Origin of the sequence: Actinophytocola sp. NPDC049390, from assembly GCF_044466355.1 — a bacterium.
In the GTDB taxonomy this organism is placed as follows: Bacteria; Actinomycetota; Actinomycetes; order Mycobacteriales; family Pseudonocardiaceae; genus Actinophytocola.
This window is the reverse complement of record NZ_JBITMQ010000004.1, coordinates 261,282-282,404: the sequence shown is the minus strand read 5'-3', so window position 1 is coordinate 282,404 and position 21,123 is coordinate 261,282. Positions and strand designations below refer to the sequence as shown.

Here is a 21,123-nt window from a genome sequence, read left to right as displayed (position 1 = left end):
CAGTCTACCGGTACCCACCGACAGAACCAGGGCGCAAGCGGTCAGCTGTGGATAACCGACCTACCTGTGGACAACTCAGAGGCGTTGAGCCACGTCGGGATACGTGACGGGAAGGCCGTCCTTGTCGACGACGATGTCGGCGCTGCGATGGGCGTCGGTGTAGTTGATGACCGCGCCGTCGTCGGTGATCTCCACCGTCCGGTACGTCTGGCGGACCAGCTTGACCGCCAGGTCCGGCATCGACACGTACAGAACCGGAAGTTCGACCTCACCGGCGCGCCGATGCAGGCCAAGGCGCCGAATAGGCAGCGCGGTGAAGGTGACCGACCCGGCGACGTCGACATCGACAGCGCCCTCGAACTCGTTGCGCGCGGTCGCGCCGTTGCCGTCGTCGATCAGCCAGATGCCGTCCTCGGTGCGGCCCACCGAGACGGAACGTTCGGTATCGGCGGCCGTGGTGCGCAGTAGCCCGCGGCCGACATCACCCTTGCGGGCGGCGGTGAACTCGAAGGAGGCGCTGTAGGGGGTCTCGCTGGCGACGATGAGCCGCCCGGACGCACGCAGCCTGCCGTCGGACACGAACAGTCGGACCGACTCGAGGCTGGTCCGGTTCGTCCCCTGCCATGTCACGATGATCGGCTTGCGCGAGCCGGGCGGCGTCGTCGTCACTGCTGGTTTGGCTTGTCCGGGATGGCGTCCTGGATCTTGTCCACGACCTGGTCCACCTGCTCGTCATGGCCGAACTTGTTCTTGGCGAACTCGCCGGCCTTCTCCACGCCGGACTCGATCTTGTCGCCGTGCTGCTCGACGAGGTCCGCCGCCTTGTTCTTCAGGGCGTCGAAGTCAATGCCCACGACAACCCCTCCTTCCACGCACTCGGTCCAACCTACTACGGCCGATGGTGGCCGCTCCGCAAAACTGGAGCGGCCACCGTCAACGGACCCTACGTCGTGCGCGTCAGGCGCGCTTGCGGTGACGCAGGAACAGCAGGGCGCCGACACCGGCACCGAGGAGCACGACACCGATCAGGATCGGCGTGAACACCGACGCACCGGTCTCGGCCAGGTCACCGCTGGTGTTCTTCGGCTGCGGGGCCGGGGCCTCCGACGTGGTCGTCTCGGTCGTCGGCACGGTCTCGGTGGTCGTCGTCGGCGGGGCCTCGGTGGTGCTGCTCGGCGGCGTGGTCGCCGCGGTCCACGTGCCCTTGGCCTTAGCCGACAGCTCGCTCTTCTCGGCGGTCGCGACGATCAGCGACTGCGTCTTGTTCTTCTCGCTGTACTTCTCGCCGACGAACAGGCGGCCGGTGTCGACGCTGGCGTTGGCGGTCAGCTCGAACGAGGCCTCGCCCGCCTCGGTGCCCTCGGGCACGTCGAGGTACAGCTGGGCGTTGTTCTTGATCTTGTCGGCGGTCAGCTCGACGCCGTCGACGTCGGTGATCTTGACACCCTCGGGCAGGTTGGCGGTCAGCTCGTCGATCTCACCGGTCGTGTTGACGGTGAACGGGCCGATCCGGGTGCCCGCCTCGCCGGACTTCTCGGCCGGGGCGATCGCGAGGGCCGGGGTCGGCTGGTCGCCCTTGCCGATGTTGGCGTCGCCGGTCAGGTAGTCGTACAGCACGACGACGTCGTCCTTCGCCCCGCCCGGCCCGTCCGGCAGCGGGTTCGACCGGTTGAGCTTCGTGTCGTCGCTGTAGTGCCACACCGCGGCCTGCGTCGCGGTGATGGCCTCCTTCTCGTCGATCCCGTCGTTCAGGGTCTTGCCCTGCTCGGTGAGGATCTCGGTCAGCTCGTCGGCGCCGACGACCGGATAACCGTTGTGCAGCACCCAGTTGATCTTGTCGCGGTTCTTGTTGAACGGCGAGTCCGGGTTCGGGTACTTGTCCCACGGCTGCTCGACCATCGAGTGCTCGGCGTCGATGCTGGTGTCGATCTCGACGCAGTACATCCGGAGCTTCGTGCCGTCGGTGAGCCGGAAACCGATCAGGCTCGTGTCGAGGTCGGCACGTCCTCCCTTGCCGACGTTGACGTCGTATCCGTCGACGTAGTTGTTGGTGTCGACGTCACCCTTGGCCGGGTCCGCGCCCGCGGGAAGGGCGCTGGACATCATCAACGCGACAGAGGCGCCCACCACCGCGGCACCGGCACGGGCGAGCTTCAACCGACTGGCCATGACACTCCTTCTCGTCCGAACGACACTTGGCTCAGCCCTGCCACCCATTCCGGTGGCAGGAGAGTCGATCAGGCGATCCGGCACTCTACTCAGGGTTGTAATTCACCGACTACCGGGGGTATATAGCCGGGCCGGCGGCCATCGCTTGGTGAGACGCGAAAGCGGAACGTTTCGCGGGGGAATCCGCCCGCGCACAACGGTATCCGGCTATCGTCCAGGCTGTGACCGGATGGCAGGGGAACGACGGTGGTCAGGGCGGCTGGAACCCCCAGCCCTTCGGGCCCGATCCGGGCACAAACAAATACGGCACCGACCCCTACGCGAACCAGTACGGCTCGGACCCGTACAGCGATCCGTACGCCGCGGCCGACCCGTACTCGCAGTACCCGCAGCCGGGCTACCAGACCGGCGGGTTCCCGGCCCAGGGTTATCCGCCGTCAGGTGGGTTTCCCGCGCAGGGCTATCCGCCGCCACCGCCACCGAAGCGGTCCCGGTTGCCGATGATCCTCAGCCTGATCGCGATCGTGATCATCATCGGCGCGGTCGTGGCCATCGTGCTGGTGAACCGCAAGGACACCCAGACCGCCGAGCCCCAGCCGGAGACCACCGCCCCGTCCACGCCGGGGTCCGACCCGTCGACGCCGGGATCCTCGTCGGAGGATCCCGCGCCCACGTCCGGTGGTGGCACCACGCACGACGACTGGATCAGCATCGACAACACCGCCGACTCCGGGCTGAGCTACCAGGTGCCGCCGGAGTGGAAGGAGTCGGCGCGGTCGCGCCAGAGCGGCCTGGACGTCGACTTCACCGGCAACGCCGACTACGGCATCTACGAGTGCGACGGCTCGAGCTACGTCCGCACGTTCGCGGCGAGCGGTGACGTGCAGGGCAAGGACGGCCAGGACCTCGACCTCGCGGCCACGATCACCGACTTCGCCAAGTCGTTCGCGTCGACCTACTACGGCACGGACGCGAAGGTCGACCTGCCGAAACCGACGGAGGCCGCGGTCGAGGGCCGGACCGCGATGATGCTGACGGCGAAGGTCACGCCGAACGTCACCAAGCCCGACTGCCAGGCGAGTTCCGGTGAGGTGGCGCTGATCGGTGTTCTGCTGGAGTCGGAAGGACAGCCCGACGGCGTCGCCATGCTGGTCGTGGTGAACGACCTCGAGGGCGGCCCCTCCGATCCCACGCCGCTGGAGGCGTCGGTGACGCAGGAGATCCTGAAGACCGTCAGCGCCGGCTGAGCGTCTTTCAGGGCGTTGCCGCCACCCACGTGGTCACCACGTCGGCGAGCACGGCCAGCGGCAGCGAGCCATTGCCGAGCACCACGTCGTGGAACGCGCGGATGTCGAACCGGTCGCCCAGGGCCTCCTCGGCGTACGCGCGCAGCCGCTGGATCTCCAGCCGCCCGACCATGTACGACAGCGCCTGCCCCGGGTACGCGATGTACCGGTCGATCTCGGCTTCGATCTCCAGGCCCGACATCGGCGTGTTGTCCCGCAGGTAGTCGACGGCCTGCTGACGGCTCCAGCCCAGGGCGTGCATGCCGGTGTCGACGACGAGCCGCCCGGCGCGCATGGAGTCCATGGCGAGCATGCCGAGCCGGTAGGTGTCGGACGAGTACAGGCCCATCTCGTCGGCCAGCCGCTCGGTGTAGAGGCCCCAGCCCTCGGCGTACGCGTTCGGGTTGACCACGCGGCGGAACATCGGCAGGTGCGTCAGTTCCTGCGCGAGCTGGATCTGGAAGTGGTGCCCCGGCACGGCCTCGTGGAACGCGGTCACCTCGGACACGAACCGGTCGCGCTCCTCCGCCTTGTAGGTGTTGGCGAAGTAGATGCCCGGCCGCTGCCCGTCCATGGACGGCCACACGTAGTACGCGGCGGGCGAGCCGGGCGCGTCGGCGGCGGGCACCGGCTCGATCTTGCACTGCTGCGACGCGAGCCGGCCGAACCAGTCGGGCGCGGCGGCTTCCGCCCTGGCCACGGCTTCGCGCGCGGAGGCGAGCAGCTCCTCCGCGTCCCGCCAGCGCCTGGCCGGGTCGCTGGTCATGCGCGAGAAGATCTCCGCGCGGTCGCTGGTGCCGAACACCCGCGCGCCGATCTCCGCGTACTCCTCGGTGAGCCGGGAGGTGATGTCGAGGCCGGTCTGGTGCAGGTCGTCGGGCGTGCGGTCGGTGGTGGTGTGGACGCGGGCGAGTGTGCGGTACAGCTCGTCGCCGCCGGGCAGCCAGCAGACGCCCACCTTGTCGTCGGGCCTGCCGTGCGGCACGAACTCGTCGGCCATGGCCTGCCGGTACGCGGCGAACGCCGGGCGCACGACGGTGGCCAGGACCTCCTCCCGCGCGGCGGCGAACTCGGCGGGCGCCTCCTGGCGGGCGAGCGGGTCGGTCTCGGGGGCGGCGAGGTAGCGGTCGAGGTGCGCGACGGTGTTGCGGACCAGCCGCTCGACCGGCACGCGGCCGGTCTCCACGCCGTCGCGGTGCCGCTGGACGACCGTCTCGAGGTAGGCCGGGACCGCCCGGAGCCGGGCCAGGTAGTCGTCGCGGGCCTCCGCCGTCGCGAGCGGCACCATCGGCAGCGTCATGATCAGCTCGGCGGCGGGCGAGACGAACAGGTCGCTGATGGCGAACTCGATCTGGCGGCTGTCGATCTCGTCGACCATCTGGCCCGCGTGGTGAATGACCATCGCCCTGGTCACGGCCTCGTCCGCGGACAGCCCGGCCGGGTCGACGGCGGTCGTCCTGGCGGCGATGTCCTGGACGCGGCGCCGCAGTTCCTCCTGGGCCGCCACGGTCCGGTCGGCCAGGTCACGGCCGTAACCGGGGACGCCGAGCATCGTCGCGTAGAGCGGGTCGGCGCGGAAGACGAGTTCGAGGAGTTCGTCGGCAAGCTGCGGCACGGTGTTCGTCACGGCCGTCACGCTACCTGGGCGGGTCCTGCTGGTACTCGCGCCATTTCCGCATCATCTCGGGGATCTGCTCACGGAGGAAGTCGAAGAAGCGCCTGCTGGTCTCGAGCCGCCAGCCCGCCTTGGTGTCGGTGCCGACCGCGGCCACCCCCTCGGACATGACCTCCGACCACGCCTTCAGCTGCGTGTCCCGGTTGGCGTACGCCTCGTACCACATGTCGTCGGTGACCTCGTAGTGGTCGCGGCGCTCACCGGGATCGCGGCGGCGCACGATCAGCCCCACCTGCACGAGGTAGCGGACGGCGCCCGAGATGGCGGCCGGGCTGACCTTGAGGCGCTCGGCCAGCTCACCGGCGGTGAGCCTGCCCTCGTCGGTCACGATGAGCGCGCCGAACACGCGCGACGGCATGCGCCCCAGCCCCGCTTCGGACAACAACATGGCGAACCGCTCGACGAACCGGTCGACGTCACTGGGCTGGTCTTCTGGGGTGCTGCTCACGTTCTGCATCTTCCGCTCCGGACGTGTGATCCCGATCAGGTTTATACGTTTTCTTAACTTCACAACTTTGTGAAACCACACTACGTTCAGGGGCATGACAACCGCAATTTCCGTGTCCGGCCTGGTCAAGACCTTCGGCCAGACACGTGCGCTCGACGGACTCGATCTGACGGTGCGCACCGGGGAGGTGCACGGCTTCCTCGGCCCCAACGGGGCGGGCAAGTCCACCACCATCCGGGTGCTGCTCGGCCTGCTCCGCGCCGACGCGGGCGAGACCCGCCTGCTCGGCGGGAACCCGTGGACGGACGCCACATCGCTGCACCGCAGGCTGGCCTACGTGCCCGGCGACGTGTCGCTGTGGCCGAACCTGTCCGGTGGTGAGGTCATCGACCTGCTCGGCCGGCTGCGCGGCGGCCTCGCCGAGACACGCAGGGCGGACCTCCTCGAACGCTTCGACCTGGACCCGACGAAGAAGGGCCGCACCTACTCGAAGGGCAACCGGCAGAAGGTCGCCCTGGTGGCGGCGCTCGCGTCCAACGTGGAGCTGCTGATCCTCGACGAGCCGACCTCCGGCCTCGACCCGCTGATGGAGGCCGTGTTCCAGGACTGCATCACCGAGGAGCGGGAGCGCGGCCGGACGGTGCTGCTGTCGAGTCACATCCTCGCCGAGGTCGAGTCGCTGTGCGAACGGGTGAGCATCATCCGGCTGGGCCGCACGGTCGAGACCGGCACGCTCGCCGAGCTGCGGCACCTGACCCGCACGTCGATCTCCGCCGAGCTGGCCGCGGCCCCGAACGGCATCGCGGACCACCCGGGCGTGCACGACCTCAAGGTCGACGGCACGCACGTGAGGTTCGACGTGGACACCAAGGAGCTGGACGGCGTGCTCAAGCGGCTCACCCAGGTCGGTGTGCGCAGCCTGACCAGCCAGCCGCCCACGCTGGAGGAGCTGTTCCTCCGCCACTACGAGGGCGACGTGGCCGGGGTGGCGAAATGACCGCGACGGTGGCCGAACGTCCCGTCATCTCGGCGCCCACCGGGCAGCGGGACGGGTTCGCGGGCACGGGGCAGCTGCTGCGGCTCGCGCTGCGCCGGGACCGGGTCATCGCGTCCGTCTGGATCCTGCTGTTCGTGATCATGGCGGCCAGCTCGTCGTCGGCGTCGCAGGACCTCTACACGACGCTCGAGTCGCGGGTGCGGGCCGCGAACGCGGTCAACGACACGCCCGCCATGCTCGCGCTGTACGGCCGGGTGTTCGACCCGACGTCGCTCGGCGCCGTGTCGTTGATCAAGCTCGGCGCCATGGGCGCGGCGCTGGCCGGGCTGCTGGCGATCTTCACGGTGGTGCGGCACACCCGCGCCGAGGAGGAGGCGGGCCGCTCCGAGCTGCTGGGCGCGACGGTGGTCGGCCGGTACGCGGCGCTGACCGCGGCACTGCTGCTGTCCGTCGGCATCTCGCTCGTGATGGCGCTGCTGACCGGGCTCGGCCTCATCGGCACCGGTCTGCCCGCCGACGGCGCGCTCGCGTTCGGCCTGTCGTGGGCGGGTGCCGGGATCGCGTTCGCCGCGGTGGCGGCGCTCGCCGCGCAGGTCACCGAGGGTGCGCGGACCGCGAGGAGCATCGCGGCCGCCGTGCTCGCCGCGGCGTACCTGCTGCGGGCAGCGGGCGACGCGACGGGCACCGACACGTCGACGTGGCTGTCGTGGGTGTCGCCGATCGGCTGGGCACAGCAGGTGCGGCCGTTCGCGGGTGACCGCTGGTGGGTGCTCGTGTACCTGCTCGCGTTCGCCGTGCTGGTGGCGGCCGCCGCGTACGCGCTGGTCGCGCGCCGTGACCACGGTGCGGGCCTGCTCGCGCAGCGTCCCGGCAGGCCCAGGGCTGCCCGGTCGCTGTCCAGCCCGCTGGCACTCGCGGTGCGGCTGCAGCGCGGCAGCGTCGTGGGCTGGCTGGTCGGCATGGTCGTCGGCGGCATGGTGCTGGGCAGCATCGCGTCGCAGGTCGGCGAGTTCGTCGACACGCCGCAGGCCCGGGACATGATCATGAAGCTGGGCGGTGAGCGCGGGCTGGTCGACGCGTTCCTGTCCGCGGAGATGGGCATCCTCGCGGTGATCGTGTCCGCGTTCGGGATCTCCTCGGCCATGCGGCTGCGGGTGGAGGAGACCGCGCTGCGGGCCGAGCCGATCCTCGCGACGCGGGTACCGCGGCTGCGGTGGGTGGCGAGCCACCTCGTCGTCGCGCTGGCGGGGACCACGCTGCTGCTGTTCACGGTCGGCCTGTCCGGCGGCTTCGCGCACGGCGCGGCGAGCGGCGACATGGGCGAGATCGGCCGGGTGCTGGTGGCGGCGCTGGTGCAGCTGCCGTCGGTGTGGGTGCTGACCGGCATCACCGTGCTGGTGTTCGGCCTCGCGCCGGGGCTCGTGATGGCGGGCTGGGGCGCGCTGGTGGTGTTCCTGTTGCTGGGCCAGCTGGGACCGATCTTCGAGCTGCCGCAGTGGGCGATGAACGTCTCGCCGTTCACGCACACGCCGAAGCTGCCCGGCGCGGAGTTCACCGCGACCCCGATCGTGTGGCTCACGCTGGTCGCCGCCGCGTTGATCGCGATCGGCCTGGCCGGCTTCCGCCGCAGGGACGTCGGCTGACAACGAGGGGCCCGGGGTTTCTCCGGGCCCTTCTCACACGGTGGGTCGGCGCGACCATCCGAGCGATCTCCGACCGTGACATGCGAGCGTGTTCAGGAATGAAGCGCGGACCTGCACGGTTGACCGAATCGGGTCACGACGAGACGCATGGGGGTGATCGCGGTTACCGCGCGCAAGGAACGGCTGCCCAGCGAGGTCTGGGTGCTCGTCGCGGCCAACTTCGTCATCGCCGCCGGGTTCGGGCTGGTGGCGCCCGCACTGCCGACGTTCGCACGCAGCTTCGACGTGAGCGTGACGGCAGCGTCGATCGTGGTGAGCGCGTTCGCCGTCGCCCGGTTGGTGTTCGCCCCGGCGAGTGGCCGGCTGGTGTCCGCGCTCGGTGAACGTCGCGTGTACCTGACGGGCATCACGATCGTGGCGGTGTCGACCGGCGCGTGTGCGTTCGCCGCGAGCTACTGGCAGTTGCTGCTGTTCCGCTCCGTCGGCGGCATCGGGTCGACCATGTTCACGGTGTCGGCCATCGCACTGCTGATCAGGCTGACCCCGGCGCCGTTGCGCGGGCGGGCGTCCGGGCTGTGGGGCACCGGGTTCCTGATGGGCAACGTGGCCGGCCCGCTGCTCGGCGGTGGGCTGCTGACGATCTCGCTGCGTGCCCCTTTTGTCGTGTACGCACTGTTGTTGCTGCTCGCGGTCCTCATCGTGTGGTGGTTCCTCCGCAACTCGACGCTCGCCGCACGGGTGACGGCGGAGTCGTCGCCGTTCACCGTGCGGGAGGCGCTGCGGCACCGTTCCTACGTGGCGGCGCTCGGTTCGTCGTTCGCGAACGGGTGGGCGGTGTTCGGCGTCCGGGTGTCGCTGGTGCCGCTGTTCGTCGAGGAGGTGCTGCGGCGGGACGGCGCGTTCGCGGGCACGGCGCTGGCGGTGTTCGCGGTGGGCAACGTGCTGATGCTGCTGGTGTCCGGCCGGATGGCCGACTCGTGGGGCCGCAAGCCGACCGTGTTGCTGGGCCTGGTCGTCTCCGCGGGCGGGACGGTGTGGGTCGGCTTCACGTCGGACGTCCCGACGTTCCTGATCGCGACAGTGGTCGCCGGGCTCGGCGCGGGCCTGCTGGCGCCGCCGTTGCAGGCGACGGTCGCGGACGTGATCGGCTCGCGCGGCCGCGGCGGGCCGGTGCTGGCGACGTTCCAGATGACGGCCGACATCGGCGCCGTCCTGGGGCCCATCGTGGCGGGTCTGCTGGCGGACGGGATGTCGTACACGGCGGCGTTCGCGGTGACGGGGTCGCTGTGCGCGCTGGCCACGTTCGCGTGGTTCCCGGCGCCGGAGACGCTGCCCAGGAAGACGGAGGAACCCGAGCCGGTGGCGGAGACCGCGCCGAAGGCGTGACCCGGGGCGGCCTCCGGCCCCCGGTCACCAGCGTACGGGCGACCACCGACAGTCCCGGGCCTCGGCGCTGTCGCCTGTGGACAACCGGATCCGCTGTGGACAACCCGCCCTCGCACCCCGGGAACTGTCGGTGCCGCATGGGAGGCTGGTAACCGGGGGCCGGAGGCCAACGCCGGTCACACCCGACCGGATCGCGGCGACTCACTCGACATGGCTGACACGAGCAACGCGCCCCTGGCCGCCCGGTTCGGCGCGGACATGCGGCGCGGCGTCGCACAACTGTCGGACCTGGGCTACGACGCGACTTACTTCCGCCGGATGCTGGGCGACCATGGCCCGGTCGAGGCCGCCCGCAGGCTGGCGCTGGACCCGGTGCCGTCCTACGGCCTCTGGCGGCTCAAGGAGCTGGGCCGTCTCGACATGAGCGTCGAGATGTGGGTCCTTCTGCCCTGGTACGAACCGCTCTTCCCGCCGGACGTGCGGGAACAGGCCGAGAACAAGCTCGCCGCCCTCGGCATCGACGTCGCGACCGAGCTGGCTGGGCTCGTCCGGAGACAGACTCCACCGTGACCGGGCGGCAGGCCCGCTGCCGCCCAGTCCGTGCGTCACGCCAGTGGTGTCGCGTGGCGGAGGATGAGGAAGTCGAACACGAAGGCCGTCACCTCGCCGGACTCCGCGCGGCCCACCCACACCGGGTACCCGCCGTCGCCCCAGCCGGTCTCGACCGCCAGCAGGTTCGCGCCCGACTCCGGCTCCGGCACGTCCGTGACCGGCCCGGCCAGCTCCACGTCCTCGATGACGTCCTCGTACGACTCCGCCACCTCGGCGTCCACCAGCGCGACGAAGCCGCCGTCGACACTGATCGAGAAGTAGCTGTCGTCGCCGAGCATCCGCACGTCCTCGCCGTCGCGCAGCGCGGGCTCCCAGCGGACCGTCGGGGCGTCGCTGATCACCAGCTTCGCCGCCGCCACCCGGGTGTGCTCGGCGTCGTCGGCGAACCGCACGACCGACAGCAACAGCGGGTACTCCCCCGGCTCCACCCCGTCGACGTACGGCTCCTGCTCGAACAGCCACGGGTCCGGGTCGCCCGCGACCAGGGTGCCGCTCGTCAGCCAGAGCCTGCCGCCCTCGCCCACCTCGACCGTCACCTCGCGGCCGTCGTCGTCCAGCTCGAACCGGGCGCCTGCCGCGAACGCCTCGTCCAGGCCCAGCGGCCGCATCGGCGCCGGCGGCTGCCACGGCAGCTCGTCGAGGTCAGGGCCCGCGTCGTCGACCGCGCGGACCGTCAGCCGGACCGGCGCGTCCAGCAGCTCGTCCAGGTACGCGAGCGTCGTCCAGTCACCGAAGCGCGGCATCGGCCGGGACGTCTTCGCGATCTCCAGCAGCTCGACGTCCTCGTCGTCAGCGTCGTCGTCAGCGTCGTCACTGTCTGACCAGTTCCAGTCGTGCCGGTCGCCGTCCAGGCTGTACTCGCTCGACAGCCGCGGCGCGTCCGCGTCGAACTCGGGCTGGTCCGGCGTGGGGTACAGCCACTGCTCGACGAGCCGCAGCACGAGCTGGCCCACCCCGTCCGCGGTGGGGAACCGGCGCAGCTCGACCAACCGGTCGCGCCTGCCGTGGTCGTCGAACAGCCAGGCCGCCGCGTGATGCGCCTGCCAGCACACCTCGACGAGCGCCAGCGGCGTCTCCTCGGCCAGCAACACCACGGCGTACTGCTCGCCCGCCGCGTCCCGCTCACGCGCCACGGACTCCGGAAGTGGCCGCACGACCGTTCCCGACTCGGGGTCCCAGCCCTCGCAGTAGACGGCCTCGGCGGCAATGAAGTGGTTGGTCACGCAGGGATAGTGACACCACCCCGGCACAAGCCGCGCGGCACCCACCTCGCGTAGTTTCGAGGTCATGGCCACGTTGGTTTCTTTCCACGCCCACCCCGACGACGAGTGCATCTCCTGCGGCGGCGTGATGCGCAAGGCACATGAGGCGGGCCACCGGGTCGTCCTCGTCGTCGCCACCCGCGGTGAACTGGGCGAAGTGCCCGACGGCTTCCTCGACGACACCGAGGAGCTGTGGCAGCGGCGCGTCGCCGAGACCCACGCGGCGGCCGACGTCCTCGGCGTCGACCGCGTCGAGTTCCTCGGGTACACCGACTCGGGGATGATGGGCGAGCCCACCAATGACGCCCCCGGCACGTTCTGGACCGCGGACGTCGAGGAGGCGGCCGCGAAGCTCGCCGCGATCCTGCGCGAGGAGCACGCGGACGTGCTGACCGTGTACGACGACCACGGCGGCTACGGCCACCCCGACCACATCCAGGTGCACCGCGTCGGCATGCGTGCCGCCGAACTGGCCGGCACGCCGAAGGTCTACCAGGCCACGATCAACCGCGACCGCGCGCTCGCGGGCCGGCGCGAGTACGCCGAGCGCGCCGGCATCGAGGTGCCCGAGATGAGCCCGGACTTCGGCACCCCGGAGTCGGAGATCACGTGCGCGGTCGACGTCACCGCGTACGCCGAGCACAAGCGCAAGGCCATGCGCGCGCACGCGAGCCAGATCAGCGAGGACTCGTTCTTCCTGGCGCTGCCGGACGAGGCGTTCCGGTACGCGTTCGGCACCGAGTGGTTCATCCGCGCCGGTCAGGGCCCCGGCATCACCGAGACGGACCTGTTGGCGTGACCGTCCACCACGAGGTCGTGGGCGACGGCACCCCGGTGGTGCTGTCGGGGTCGCTGGGCAGCGATCTGCGCATGTGGGACCCGCAGGTGGAACCGTTGGTGGCGGCCGGTTTCCAGGTGATCAGGTACGACCACCGCGGCCACGGCCGCTCCCCGGCGCCCACCGGCCCCTACACGCTGCGGGAACTGGCCGAGGACCTGCTTGAACTGCTGGACCACCTGGGCCTGCGCCGGGTGTCGCTGGTGGGCCTGTCGCTGGGCGGGATGGTCGGCATGTGGCTGGCCGAGAACGCGCCGGACCGCCTGGAGCGGCTGGTCCTGTGCTGCACGTCGGCGTCGCTGGGCCCCGCGTCGATGTGGCAGGAACGCGCGCGGGTCGCCCGGACGGAAGGCATGGCCCCACTGGCGGGGGCGGCCGTCGAACGGTGGGTGACCCCGACGTTCCGGGAGGCTCACCCGGAACGGGCCCAGTGGCTGCGCGACATGGTGGCGAGCCACCCCGGCGAGGGCTACGCGTCCTGCTGCACCGCCATCGAACAGATGTCCATTGTGGACACTCTGCCGACGGTCACCGCGCCGACACTGGTGATCGCGACCGCCGACGACCCGGCCACCCCACCGGACCACGGCCGCCGCATCGCCGAGGCGATCCCCGGCGCGAGGTTCACGATCGTGCCGGACGCGGCACACCTGGGAAACGTCGAACAGCCGACGACGTTCACGGGCCTGATCATCGACCACCTGCGCCCGGACCGCCGGGCCCTCGGCACGGCAACACGCCGCGAGGTACTGGGCGACGAGCACGTGGACCGCGCGGAGGCCGCGACGACCGAGTTCACCAGGCCGTTCCAGGAGTACATCACCGAGGGCGCGTGGGGTTCGGTGTGGTCACGCCCGGGCCTCGACCGCCGCACGCGCAGTGCGGTGACACTGGCGACGCTGACCGCGCTGCGCGCACACGAGGAACTGCCGATGCACGTCCGCGCGGCCCGCCGCCACGGCCTGACGGAGGCAGAGATCGCGGAGATCCTGTTGCACACGGCCGTGTACACCGGCGCCCCGGCCGCGAACGCGGCGTTCACCATCGCGCAACAAACCCTGGAAGAGGACTGACGGCGAGCATCTGCCGGGCGCGCTGACCGGCCAGACGGGCAAGCTGGTTGTTCCCGACCTGCGACAAGCACGGCCCTGGTCAGCCGTGCATCCGCCGATGCCGTGCAGCGGGCGTCGGCGACCGGATCCCGATCCGGCGACGACACCCACCCACACAGAGGCAACCCAAACCCCCGCTGACCAGCGAAAACAAGCCCCCAGTACGTAACCTCAACCCCCACCCGATCCCGGGGGCCACCCGCCATGCCAGCCTACCGGGACCCACCGACAAAACCCGGGCGCGACGGGAAACTGTGGATAACCCACCCACCTGTGGACAACTACCCGAAGTCCACCTGAGACACGAGATTCTCCGGTTGCGGAGCACCATCCGCCACCACCACGGCGTACGCCAACCGCAACGTCTCACCAGCGGGAACCGCCACCTCCGCCGCGAAGAACGGCGCCGGGCACACGCACGCGAAAGGCGTAGCCCGCACGAACCACATCACCGGATGCCCCGGATTCGCGGGCGCGTCCACGAACGCCAGCGTCGACGTCCGCCCGTGCCCGTCATGACGTCCCCGGTACGCGAGCCACGGCGCACGGCTGCCCATCAACTCGTCGCCACCGGCACCGGTCGGCAACAGCACCTCACCATCGGTGAACGACCGCGGCCCACGCCACATCAACCCGCCGTACCCTGCGTCGGGTCGACCGGCCGTCGTCGGGCTGCCGAAGCGAATCTCCGCACCGGACACGTTCGTCATCGCCGTCGTGAACACCAGCGCCCACCCACCGTCCACAAGCGACAGACGCAGGCGACGCTCCTCGCGGAACCACAACGCCCCCTCGGCGGTGACCCAGTCCAGTTCCTGGCTCACGACGTCACCCGCGACGGACAACGCACGATGCACCTGCGTGCCGTTGTTGTCCAGCTGCACGTACCCCCTGTCGCGCACGAAGGTCGGCCCGCCCCAGAAGTTCTGCGACCCGACGTGCGGCAGCGACCACGAGATGCCCTTGTGCCACACGTGGTCGTGCGGCCGGTAGATCGACACGAGGTCACCGGTCAGGGTGCGGACCGGGTGGAAGTACGGCCTCGGCGACTCCACCGCGGGCTCCGGCGGCCGGTAGACGTACCGGCACAGCGACACCCCGTCGTGCACCGCGGTCAGCGCGGCGCCGTCGTCGGTCAGTTCCACGGCGCGCCCGTCCCGTCCATGCGGTGGTAGAACGGCGAGCCCGGGGTCAGCTCGCCGCGACGAACGCGGGCGCCGGTGAACGCCGACGCGTAGATCGCCGCGATCAGCTCGACCGTCCGGCGCGTCTCCGGCAGGGTCACGGGCGGCGCGACACCGGCCGACAGCGCGTCCACCACCGCCCCGAACTGCGCCTTGTGCCCGCTCGCCACCCCGGTCGGGCCCGCCGACCAGGCCGCCGTCACCGCCGACTCGTGTCCTGGTGCGGCCGTCACCCGCCAGTTGTGGTCCGCGTAGCCGTACACGTGGTCCAGCTCGATCGACGCGTGTTCGAAGTCGAACCGCAGGTAGCTCTGCTCGCGGGGCGACACCACGCTGTTGACGACCGTCGCGATCGTGCCGTTCTCGAACGTCACGATCGCCGCGGACAGGTCCTCGGTCGCCGTCGGTTTCGCCTGCCGGGCCGCGACCGCCACGACCTCGGTCCACTCGCCCAGCACCGACAACAACAGGTCGAACTGGTGGATCCCGTGCCCCATCGTGGGCCCGCCGCCCTCGATCGCCCACTTCCCGCGCCACGGCACGGCGAAGTACTCGTCCGGGCGGAACCACAGCGTGTGGCACACGGCCGTGGTGGGACGGCCGAGCCGCGGGTCGCCGACGAGCGCGCGCAGCCGTGCGGCACCGCTGCCGAACCGGTGCTGGAACACGGTCGCGAAGAACGCGTCACCGGTCGCGGCCTCGATCGCGTCCAGCTCGGCGAGGCTCAGCACCGGCGGCTTCTCGCACAGCACCGACACCCCGCGCGACAGGCACGCGATCGCTTGCGGCGCGTGCAGTCCCGGCGGTGTGCACAGCGTGGCGAGGTCCGGCTTCTCGGTGTCGAGCAGCTCGTCCAGGGTCGGGTAGACCGCGGGCACCGACCACTTCGACGCGTACGTGGCGAGCGCGGCGGCGTCGATGTCGGTGGCGGCGACGATGCGCGCCCGCCCGGCCAGTGCTTCCGCGTGGAACCCGGCGATCACACCGGTGCCCACGATCGCGCAGGACAGCTCCATCAACTCACCGTAACGCGCGTGTCACGCTCCTCGCCGGGAGAAATCTCACGCTCCGGACCCTCGACGCGCGCGGGCAGGATGTGCCGCACGTCCGCGCTCGACGCACCCAGCCACAGCTCGACGTCACCCGGCTCCACGATCCGCTTCCCCGCGAGCCCGGTGAACGCGGTCGCCTCGGGCGGCACGTCGAACCGGACCCGCCGCGACTCGCCCGGCGCCAGCCACACCTTCGCGAACCCGACGAGCTTCTGCACGGGCCGGGCGACCTGCGCGACCGGGTCGTGCACGTACAGCTGTACGACGTCCGCGCCGTCCCGGTCACCCGTGTTGGTCACCGTCACGCCCACGGAGAGGCCGTCGCTCGTCACGTCCGTCCACTCGAAACTCGTGTACGACAGCCCGTGCCCGAACGGGAAGGCAGGCGTCGGATCCACCGAGCTGCTGCCGTTCACCCTGGCCAGCGGCGGTCCGAGGTACACCGACGGCGACGCGTACGGGTCGGCGGGCACGCTCACCGGCAGCCTGCCCGACGGCGTGACCAGCCCGGTCAGCACGTTCGCGACCGCGGGCCCGCCCTCCTCCCCGGGAAAGAACGCCTGCACGATCGCGGCGCACCGGTCGGCGTACTGGCGCAGCGCGTACGGCCGTCCGGTCAGCAGCACCAGCACGACCGGCGTGCCCGTCTCCAGCACGGCGTCCAGGAGCTCGTGGCCCGGTATCCGCAGGTCGGTGGCGTCGGTGCCCTCGCCGGACGTGCCACGGCCGAACAAGCCGGACTCGTCGCCGAGCGCCACCACGCACACGTCCGCGCCCCGGGCCGCGTCGACCGCCGACGCACCGTCCGCGGCGTACACGTCGTGCCGCAGCACCGACCGCAGCGTCGGGATGGCGACGCCGTCCGGCGCGGACGGGATGTGGCGCGGGAACGTGTAGCAGCCGAGCATGGCCGCGTCGGTGTCGGCCTGTGCGCCGACGAGCGCGACCTGCACACCGTCCCGCAGCGGCAGCACGCCGTCGTTCGACAGCAGGACCACCGACTCCTCGGCCACCTTCCGCGCGAGCGCCCGGTCCCGTGGCGGATCGAGGTCCACTGTGGACGACGTGGTCGGCTGCCAGCCCGGGTCGAGCATGCCGAGCACGCACTTCTGCCGCAGCACCCGGGTGACCGCGGTGTCCACGACGGACTCCGGCACGACGCCCGCGAGCACCGCGTCCAGCAACGGCGTGCCGAAACACCGCACCTGCGGCAGTTCGACGTCCACCCCGGCGGTGAGCGCCAAGGCCGCCGCGCCACTCGCGTCGGCCGCGAGGCCGTGCTGCTTCTCGATGAACGTGACGGCGAAGTAGTCCGAGACGACCGTCCCCTCGAACCCCCACCGCTCGCGCAGCAACCCGGTGAGCAGTGCGTGGTCGGCGGCGGGCGGCACGCCGTCGACGTCGGCGTAGGAGTGCATGACCGACTCCGCGCCTTCCTTCAGCGCGGCGAGGAACGGCGGCAGCAGCACGTCCGCGACCTCGCGCGGACCGGCCGCGACCGGCCCGAAGTTGCGGGCGCCGCGCGAGGCCGAGTAGCCGACGAAGTGCTTGAGCGTCGGCATGATCCCCGCCGACCGCATGCCCCGCACGTACGCGGTGCCGATGGCGGTGACCAGGTGCGGGTCCTCGCCGATGGTCTCCTCGGTGCGGCCCCAGCGCACGTCCCGCGTCACGTCGAGCACGGGTGCGAGCCCTTGGTGCACACCGACTTCCCGCATGCGCGAGCCGACCGCCGCGGCCATCTGTTCGACCAGGTCCGGGTGCCATGCGGCACCCCACGCGAGCGCGGTCGGGTAGATCGTGGCGCCGTGGGTCATGAAACCCGACAGGCACTCCTCGTGGACGACGGCCGGGATGCCGAACCGGCCCGCCGCCATGACCTCGTGCTGCAGTCGTACGAGCCGTTCCGCCCCCTCGGCCGGCTCGACCGGCGCACTGCCGAACGGCCTGGTCAGCTGCCCCAGGCCGTTCTTGATCAGCTCCGGCCAGTCGAGGTCGTCGTCCACCAGCTCGTGCTGGAACGGCGCGACCTCGTCGTCCGTCGTGGACTGTCCCAGCCACACCCCGTACAGCTGGCCCAGCTTCTCGCGCAGCGTCATCCGGCCGACCAGGTCAGCGACCCGCTCGTCGACTGAGCGCGCCGGATCCCGCCACGGCTCGTCGCGCATCGCGCACTCCAATCCCGAAAGTTTCGGTCGGCGAAGACCGACCGAACCCCAAGCTATCCGCGACGTGTACCGGTAGCAAGGTATTGACCTGGCCGAGACTCGCGCCGTAATCTCCGGCCAACTACCGGATGAACTCCGAAACTTACGGCAGGTTGATCGCGCTGGGGCGAGCTGCTGTCCGCCTCGGCGCGCGGGCCACTTCTGAAAGGCGCGCCCATGGTTCCCCATCGGCTACCCAGACGATCCTTCCTCGGTCTGCTCGGCGCGGGCGTCGGCGCGAGCGTTCTCGGCACCAGCGCGTGCGGCACGGACTCCACCTCCGGCGGCGACGGCGGCACCTTCCAGGTGTGGGTTCTCCAGGAGGAGAGCCAGAACGTCGCGCACGAGGGAGCCGTCGACCGGTTCAACAAGAACTCCGAGGTCAAGGCGCGCATCGTCGCGTCCCCCAACGACGGCTACACCGACAAGCTGCACGTCTCCATGGGCAGCGGCAACAAGCCCGACGTGTTCTACAACTGGGGCGGCGGCAGCATCCGCACCTACGCCCGAGACGACCTCCTGGTCGACCTCACCCCGTACTTCGAGGAGGACAAGGCCTGGAAGGACAGCTTCCTGCCGTCGGTCCTCGAGGCGGGCACGATCGACGGCAAGTACTACGGCGTGCCCGCCCGCGGCATGCAGCCGATCATCCTGTTCTACAACAAGGCGGTCTTCGCCGACCTCGGTGTGCAGCCGCCGACGACGTGGACCGAGATGATCCGGATCGTCGACCGCGCCAAGGCGAACGGCATCATCCCGTTCGCGCTGGCGGGCGGCGACCCGTGGACCGAATTGGTGTGGCCGGAGTACCTCGTCGACCGCATCGGCGGGTACGAGGTGTTCCAGAAGGTCGCGGCCGGCGAGCAGAACGCGTGGCGCGACCCGGCCATCGCGAGGTCCATCGACATGATCCGCGACCTGGTCGACCGCGGCGGCTTCGGCGACAGCTTCGCGTCGGTGCGCTGGGACGGCGCGGGCGCGTCGACCCTGATCGCGCAGGGCAAGGCGGCCATGCACCTGATGGGGTCGTGGGAGTACACGAACCAGGTCAACGACCAGCCGGAGTACGCGAAGAACGACCAGGGCTTCACCACGTTCCCGACCGTCGAGGGCGGGGTCGGGGACCCGAAGGCGATCGTCGGCAACCCGACCAACTACTTCTCGGTCAGCAAGGACTCCAAGAGCGTCGACGCGGCGATGGAGTTCCTGAAGCAGGAGATGGCGTCGGACGCCTACATCGACCAGTGGCTCGAGATGGGCGACGTGCCCGCGGTGACCGGCCTCGAGGACAGGATGGACAAGGCGGCCGACCCGGCGTTCGCCAAGGTCGTCTACGACATGGTCACGCAGGCGCCCACGTTCCAGCTGTCCTGGGACCAGGCCATCGAACGCGCGCAGGCGCAGCCGATGCTCGACGCGCTGTCGAAGGTGTTCCTCGGTGAGCTGGACGCGGCCGGTTTCGTCAAGGCGAACGAGGACGCGGCGTAGATGGCGGTCATGACGGAGTCGCGGGCGCCGGTGCGGTCCGCGCCGGCGCCCGCGCGGCGGCGCACACGGCGTGTGAACCGCCCCGGCTCCTGGTACCTCCTGCCCGCCGCGGTGTTCTTCGGCCTGTTCGCGGCGTTTCCGCTGGTGCTGGTGCTGTACCTGTCGCTGACGGACTGGAGCGGCATCGGCACGCCCGGCTTCGTCGGCGTGGACAACTGGGTGCGCCTGTTCGAGAACGACGCGATCTGGGACGTCACGTCGACGACGCTGCTCCTGACCGGGCTCTTCTGGGTCACGCAGACGCCGCTGTCGATCCTGCTCGGCGTGTGGGCGGCCGGGCCGCAGCGCAACCGGGCTGTGCTCTCGGCGCTGTTCTTCCTGCCGCTGCTGCTGTCGACGGCCGCGATCGCGTTGCTGTTCAACCGGATGTTCGACCCGTACGTCGGGATCGGCCGCGGACTGGAGCCGTTCCGCAACATCCTCGGCACCACGTCCGGCGCGATCACCGCGATCGTGATCGTGGTGGGCTGGCAGTTCATCCCGTTCCACACCCTGCTGTACCAGGCGGCGGCCAGGAACATCCCGAAGGTGCTGTACGACGCGGCCACAGTGGACGGTGCGGGCCGCTGGTACTCGTTCTGGTACGTCACGCTGCCGCAGCTGCGGAACACGGTCATCACGTCGTCGACGATCATGATCGTGGGCTCGCTGACGTACTTCGAGACCATCTTCCTGCTGACCAACGGCGGCCCCGGCACGTCGACGCGCACGCTGCCGCTGGAGATGTACTTCCGGTCCTTCCGGTCCTACGAGTTCGGTTACGCGTCCGCGATCGCGTCCGTGCTGGTGATCGTGGCGACGACGATCTCGCTGCTCATCGTGCGGTTCTCCGGCTTCGCGAAGATGCGGTCCACCTTGGAGGGACTGTGAAGACCAGGCCGAACTACCTCGCGGGCCTGATGGCCACGGTGTGGCTCGTGCTCGTCGGGGTGCCCGTGTACGCGATGGTGTCCTGGAGCCTGCAGACCAGGGACAGCTTCCTCGACCGCGGCCCGCTCGCGCTGCCCGGTTCGATCACGTTCGCCAACGTGGCGGAGGTGTTCGACAGCGGCTTCCTGCGCTACCTGCTGAACACGGTGATCGTCACCGCTGCTTCGGTGGCATTGACGCTCGTGGTCGCCGTCCCGGCGGCGTACGCGATCGTCCGGTCGATGAGCTGGTTCTCCGGTGCGATGTTCCGGGTGTTCCTGGCCGGCCTCGCGATCCCGGCGCAGGCCACGATCATCCCGCTGTACCTGATCATCAACCGGATGCAGCTGTACGACTCGCTGACCGCGATCATCCTGCCGACGGTCGCCTTCGGTCTGCCGCTGGTGATCCTGGTGCTCGTCGGTGCGCTCCGGGACGTGTCCAACGAGCTGTACGACGCGATGACGGTCGACGGCGCGGGCCCGTTCCGGATCCTGTGGCAGCTGGTCATCCCGATGTCGAAGGGCGCGATCGCGGCGGTGGGGACGTACACCGCGCTGGGCGCGTGGAACCAGTTCCTGTTCCCGCTGGTGCTGACGCAGGACCCGTCGATGCGGGTGCTCACGCTCAGCCTGACCAACTACAAGCAGGAGTTCCAGATCAATGTCCCGGGCATGATGATGGCGGTCATGTTGACCGCTCTGCCGGTGTTCGTCCTGTACCTGGTGGCACGCCGGTGGCTGATAGCGGGCCTCGCCGGGATGGGCAGCAAGTAGTATTCCGAAAGTTTCGGAA

The 21,123-nt window shown here is 70.4% G+C and carries 19 protein-coding genes and 1 pseudogene; 11 read left to right on the top strand and 9 right to left on the bottom strand.

Annotated elements, in window-relative coordinates:
* Window positions 1-75: 75 nt before the first annotated feature.
* The 3 genes from ACIBVP_RS15185 to ACIBVP_RS15175 form a co-directional block, all read right to left on the bottom strand.
* Complete coding sequence (locus ACIBVP_RS15185) at window positions 76-630, bottom strand: putative glycolipid-binding domain-containing protein (RefSeq protein ID WP_396106712.1); 555 nt, start codon at window positions 628-630, stop codon at window positions 76-78.
* Between the two features lie 35 nt (window positions 631-665).
* Window positions 666-854, bottom strand: coding sequence for an antitoxin (locus ACIBVP_RS15180; protein WP_396106711.1), 189 nt, complete (start codon window positions 852-854; stop codon window positions 666-668).
* 103 nt (window positions 855-957) lie between these two features.
* Complete coding sequence (locus tag ACIBVP_RS15175; protein ID WP_396106710.1) at window positions 958-2,169, bottom strand: Cys-Gln thioester bond-forming surface protein; 1,212 nt, start codon at window positions 2,167-2,169, stop codon at window positions 958-960.
* 221 nt (window positions 2,170-2,390) lie between these two features.
* Here ACIBVP_RS15175 and ACIBVP_RS15170 point away from each other — a divergent pair, with 221 nt between their 5' ends.
* Window positions 2,391-3,416: a hypothetical protein gene (locus tag ACIBVP_RS15170; RefSeq protein ID WP_396106709.1), complete on the top strand. Its 1,026-nt coding sequence runs from the start codon at window positions 2,391-2,393 to the stop codon at window positions 3,414-3,416.
* A 7-nt stretch (window positions 3,417-3,423) separates the two neighbouring features.
* On the opposite strand, the gene ACIBVP_RS15165 is transcribed toward ACIBVP_RS15170, so the two are convergent.
* Entirely contained in the window at window positions 3,424-5,082 is a 1,659-nt protein-coding gene (locus tag ACIBVP_RS15165) for a DUF885 domain-containing protein (protein WP_396106708.1), read from the bottom strand.
* 10 nt (window positions 5,083-5,092) lie between these two features.
* Window positions 5,093-5,587 (bottom strand): GbsR/MarR family transcriptional regulator, encoded by a 495-nt coding sequence (locus tag ACIBVP_RS15160; RefSeq protein ID WP_396106707.1) that lies wholly within the window; start codon window positions 5,585-5,587, stop codon window positions 5,093-5,095.
* 85 nt (window positions 5,588-5,672) lie between these two features.
* Here ACIBVP_RS15160 and ACIBVP_RS15155 point away from each other — a divergent pair, with 85 nt between their 5' ends.
* The 4 genes from ACIBVP_RS15155 (at window position 5,673) to ACIBVP_RS15140 (ending at window position 10,174) form a co-directional block, all read left to right on the top strand.
* Window positions 5,673-6,575 carry an ATP-binding cassette domain-containing protein gene (locus ACIBVP_RS15155; protein ID WP_396106706.1) on the top strand — a complete coding sequence of 301 codons (903 nt, stop codon included), beginning with the start codon at window positions 5,673-5,675 and terminating at the stop codon, window positions 6,573-6,575.
* The gene (locus tag ACIBVP_RS15150; protein ID WP_396106705.1) at window positions 6,572-8,218 is read left to right on the top strand and encodes an ABC transporter permease; all 1,647 of its coding nucleotides are present in this window, start codon (window positions 6,572-6,574) and stop codon (window positions 8,216-8,218) included. Before ACIBVP_RS15155 ends, ACIBVP_RS15150 begins: the two co-directional genes overlap by 4 nt.
* A 147-nt stretch (window positions 8,219-8,365) precedes the next feature.
* Window positions 8,366-9,604 (top strand): MFS transporter, encoded by a 1,239-nt coding sequence (locus tag ACIBVP_RS15145; protein ID WP_396106704.1) that lies wholly within the window; start codon window positions 8,366-8,368, stop codon window positions 9,602-9,604.
* Window positions 9,605-9,814: 210 nt separating this feature from the next.
* On the top strand, window positions 9,815-10,174 hold the full coding sequence (locus ACIBVP_RS15140; protein WP_396106703.1) for a hypothetical protein: 360 nt from the start codon (window positions 9,815-9,817) through the stop codon (window positions 10,172-10,174).
* A 35-nt stretch (window positions 10,175-10,209) separates the two neighbouring features.
* Here the strand turns inward: ACIBVP_RS15140 and ACIBVP_RS15135 are convergent, their stop codons facing one another.
* Window positions 10,210-11,439, bottom strand: a complete 1,230-nt coding sequence (locus ACIBVP_RS15135) for a DUF4241 domain-containing protein (RefSeq protein WP_396106702.1) — start codon at window positions 11,437-11,439, stop codon at window positions 10,210-10,212.
* A gap of 64 nt (window positions 11,440-11,503) precedes the next feature.
* Here ACIBVP_RS15135 and ACIBVP_RS15130 point away from each other — a divergent pair, with 64 nt between their 5' ends.
* The 3 genes and pseudogenes from ACIBVP_RS15130 (at window position 11,504) to pcaC (ending at window position 13,389) form a co-directional block, all read left to right on the top strand.
* Window positions 11,504-12,277 carry a PIG-L family deacetylase gene (locus ACIBVP_RS15130; protein ID WP_396106701.1) on the top strand — a complete coding sequence of 258 codons (774 nt, stop codon included), beginning with the start codon at window positions 11,504-11,506 and terminating at the stop codon, window positions 12,275-12,277.
* Window positions 12,220-13,011, top strand: a pseudogene (pcaD, locus tag ACIBVP_RS15125) (3-oxoadipate enol-lactonase); the annotation flags it as partial. The gene ACIBVP_RS15130 and the pseudogene pcaD, both read left to right, overlap by 58 nt.
* Before the next feature lie 6 nt (window positions 13,012-13,017).
* Entirely contained in the window at window positions 13,018-13,389 is a 372-nt protein-coding gene (gene pcaC, locus ACIBVP_RS15120) for a 4-carboxymuconolactone decarboxylase (protein WP_396106930.1), read from the top strand.
* A gap of 320 nt (window positions 13,390-13,709) precedes the next feature.
* Here the strand turns inward: pcaC and ACIBVP_RS15115 are convergent, their stop codons facing one another.
* Genes ACIBVP_RS15115 through ACIBVP_RS15105 form a run of 3 tightly spaced genes read right to left on the bottom strand, consistent with a single transcriptional unit; the run spans window position 13,710 to window position 17,832 of the window.
* Complete coding sequence (locus ACIBVP_RS15115; protein ID WP_396106700.1) at window positions 13,710-14,573, bottom strand: PmoA family protein; 864 nt, start codon at window positions 14,571-14,573, stop codon at window positions 13,710-13,712.
* A complete protein-coding gene (locus ACIBVP_RS15110) occupies window positions 14,564-15,628 on the bottom strand; it encodes a Gfo/Idh/MocA family protein (RefSeq protein ID WP_396106699.1) in 1,065 nt (354 codons plus the stop codon). The genes ACIBVP_RS15115 and ACIBVP_RS15110 overlap by 10 nt, the downstream gene beginning before the upstream one ends.
* The gene (locus tag ACIBVP_RS15105; protein ID WP_396106698.1) at window positions 15,628-17,832 is read right to left on the bottom strand and encodes a glycoside hydrolase family 3 N-terminal domain-containing protein; all 2,205 of its coding nucleotides are present in this window, start codon (window positions 17,830-17,832) and stop codon (window positions 15,628-15,630) included. Before ACIBVP_RS15105 ends, ACIBVP_RS15110 begins: the two co-directional genes overlap by 1 nt.
* A 216-nt stretch (window positions 17,833-18,048) precedes the next feature.
* Between ACIBVP_RS15105 and ACIBVP_RS15100 the strand changes: the two genes are divergently transcribed.
* The 3 genes from ACIBVP_RS15100 to ACIBVP_RS15090 are packed head-to-tail and all read left to right on the top strand — an operon-like array spanning window position 18,049 to window position 21,104.
* Complete coding sequence (locus ACIBVP_RS15100) at window positions 18,049-19,359, top strand: ABC transporter substrate-binding protein (RefSeq protein WP_396106697.1); 1,311 nt, start codon at window positions 18,049-18,051, stop codon at window positions 19,357-19,359.
* The gene (locus ACIBVP_RS15095) at window positions 19,360-20,289 is read left to right on the top strand and encodes a carbohydrate ABC transporter permease (RefSeq protein WP_396106696.1); all 930 of its coding nucleotides are present in this window, start codon (window positions 19,360-19,362) and stop codon (window positions 20,287-20,289) included.
* Window positions 20,286-21,104 carry a carbohydrate ABC transporter permease gene (locus tag ACIBVP_RS15090; RefSeq protein WP_396106695.1) on the top strand — a complete coding sequence of 273 codons (819 nt, stop codon included), beginning with the start codon at window positions 20,286-20,288 and terminating at the stop codon, window positions 21,102-21,104. Before ACIBVP_RS15095 ends, ACIBVP_RS15090 begins: the two co-directional genes overlap by 4 nt.
* Window positions 21,105-21,123 lie beyond the last annotated feature (19 nt).

Excerpts from the sequence above, each read along its gene's own strand:
- ACIBVP_RS15130 (WP_396106701.1), top strand. The coding sequence starts at position 11,504 with ATGGCCACGTTGGTTTCTTTCCACGCCCACCCCGACGACGAGTGCATC.
- ACIBVP_RS15110 (WP_396106699.1), bottom strand. The coding sequence starts at position 15,628 with ATGGAGCTGTCCTGCGCGATCGTGGGCACCGGTGTGATCGCCGGGTTC.
- ACIBVP_RS15140 (WP_396106703.1), top strand. The coding sequence starts at position 9,815 with ATGGCTGACACGAGCAACGCGCCCCTGGCCGCCCGGTTCGGCGCGGAC.
- ACIBVP_RS15105 (WP_396106698.1), bottom strand. The coding sequence starts at position 17,832 with ATGCGCGACGAGCCGTGGCGGGATCCGGCGCGCTCAGTCGACGAGCGG.
- ACIBVP_RS15155 (WP_396106706.1), top strand. The coding sequence starts at position 5,673 with ATGACAACCGCAATTTCCGTGTCCGGCCTGGTCAAGACCTTCGGCCAG.
- ACIBVP_RS15095 (WP_396106696.1), top strand. The coding sequence starts at position 19,360 with ATGGCGGTCATGACGGAGTCGCGGGCGCCGGTGCGGTCCGCGCCGGCG.
- ACIBVP_RS15175 (WP_396106710.1), bottom strand. The coding sequence starts at position 2,169 with ATGGCCAGTCGGTTGAAGCTCGCCCGTGCCGGTGCCGCGGTGGTGGGC.
- ACIBVP_RS15145 (WP_396106704.1), top strand. The coding sequence starts at position 8,366 with ATGGGGGTGATCGCGGTTACCGCGCGCAAGGAACGGCTGCCCAGCGAG.
- ACIBVP_RS15160 (WP_396106707.1), bottom strand. The coding sequence starts at position 5,587 with ATGCAGAACGTGAGCAGCACCCCAGAAGACCAGCCCAGTGACGTCGAC.
- ACIBVP_RS15100 (WP_396106697.1), top strand. The coding sequence starts at position 18,049 with ATGGTTCCCCATCGGCTACCCAGACGATCCTTCCTCGGTCTGCTCGGC.
- ACIBVP_RS15150 (WP_396106705.1), top strand. The coding sequence starts at position 6,572 with ATGACCGCGACGGTGGCCGAACGTCCCGTCATCTCGGCGCCCACCGGG.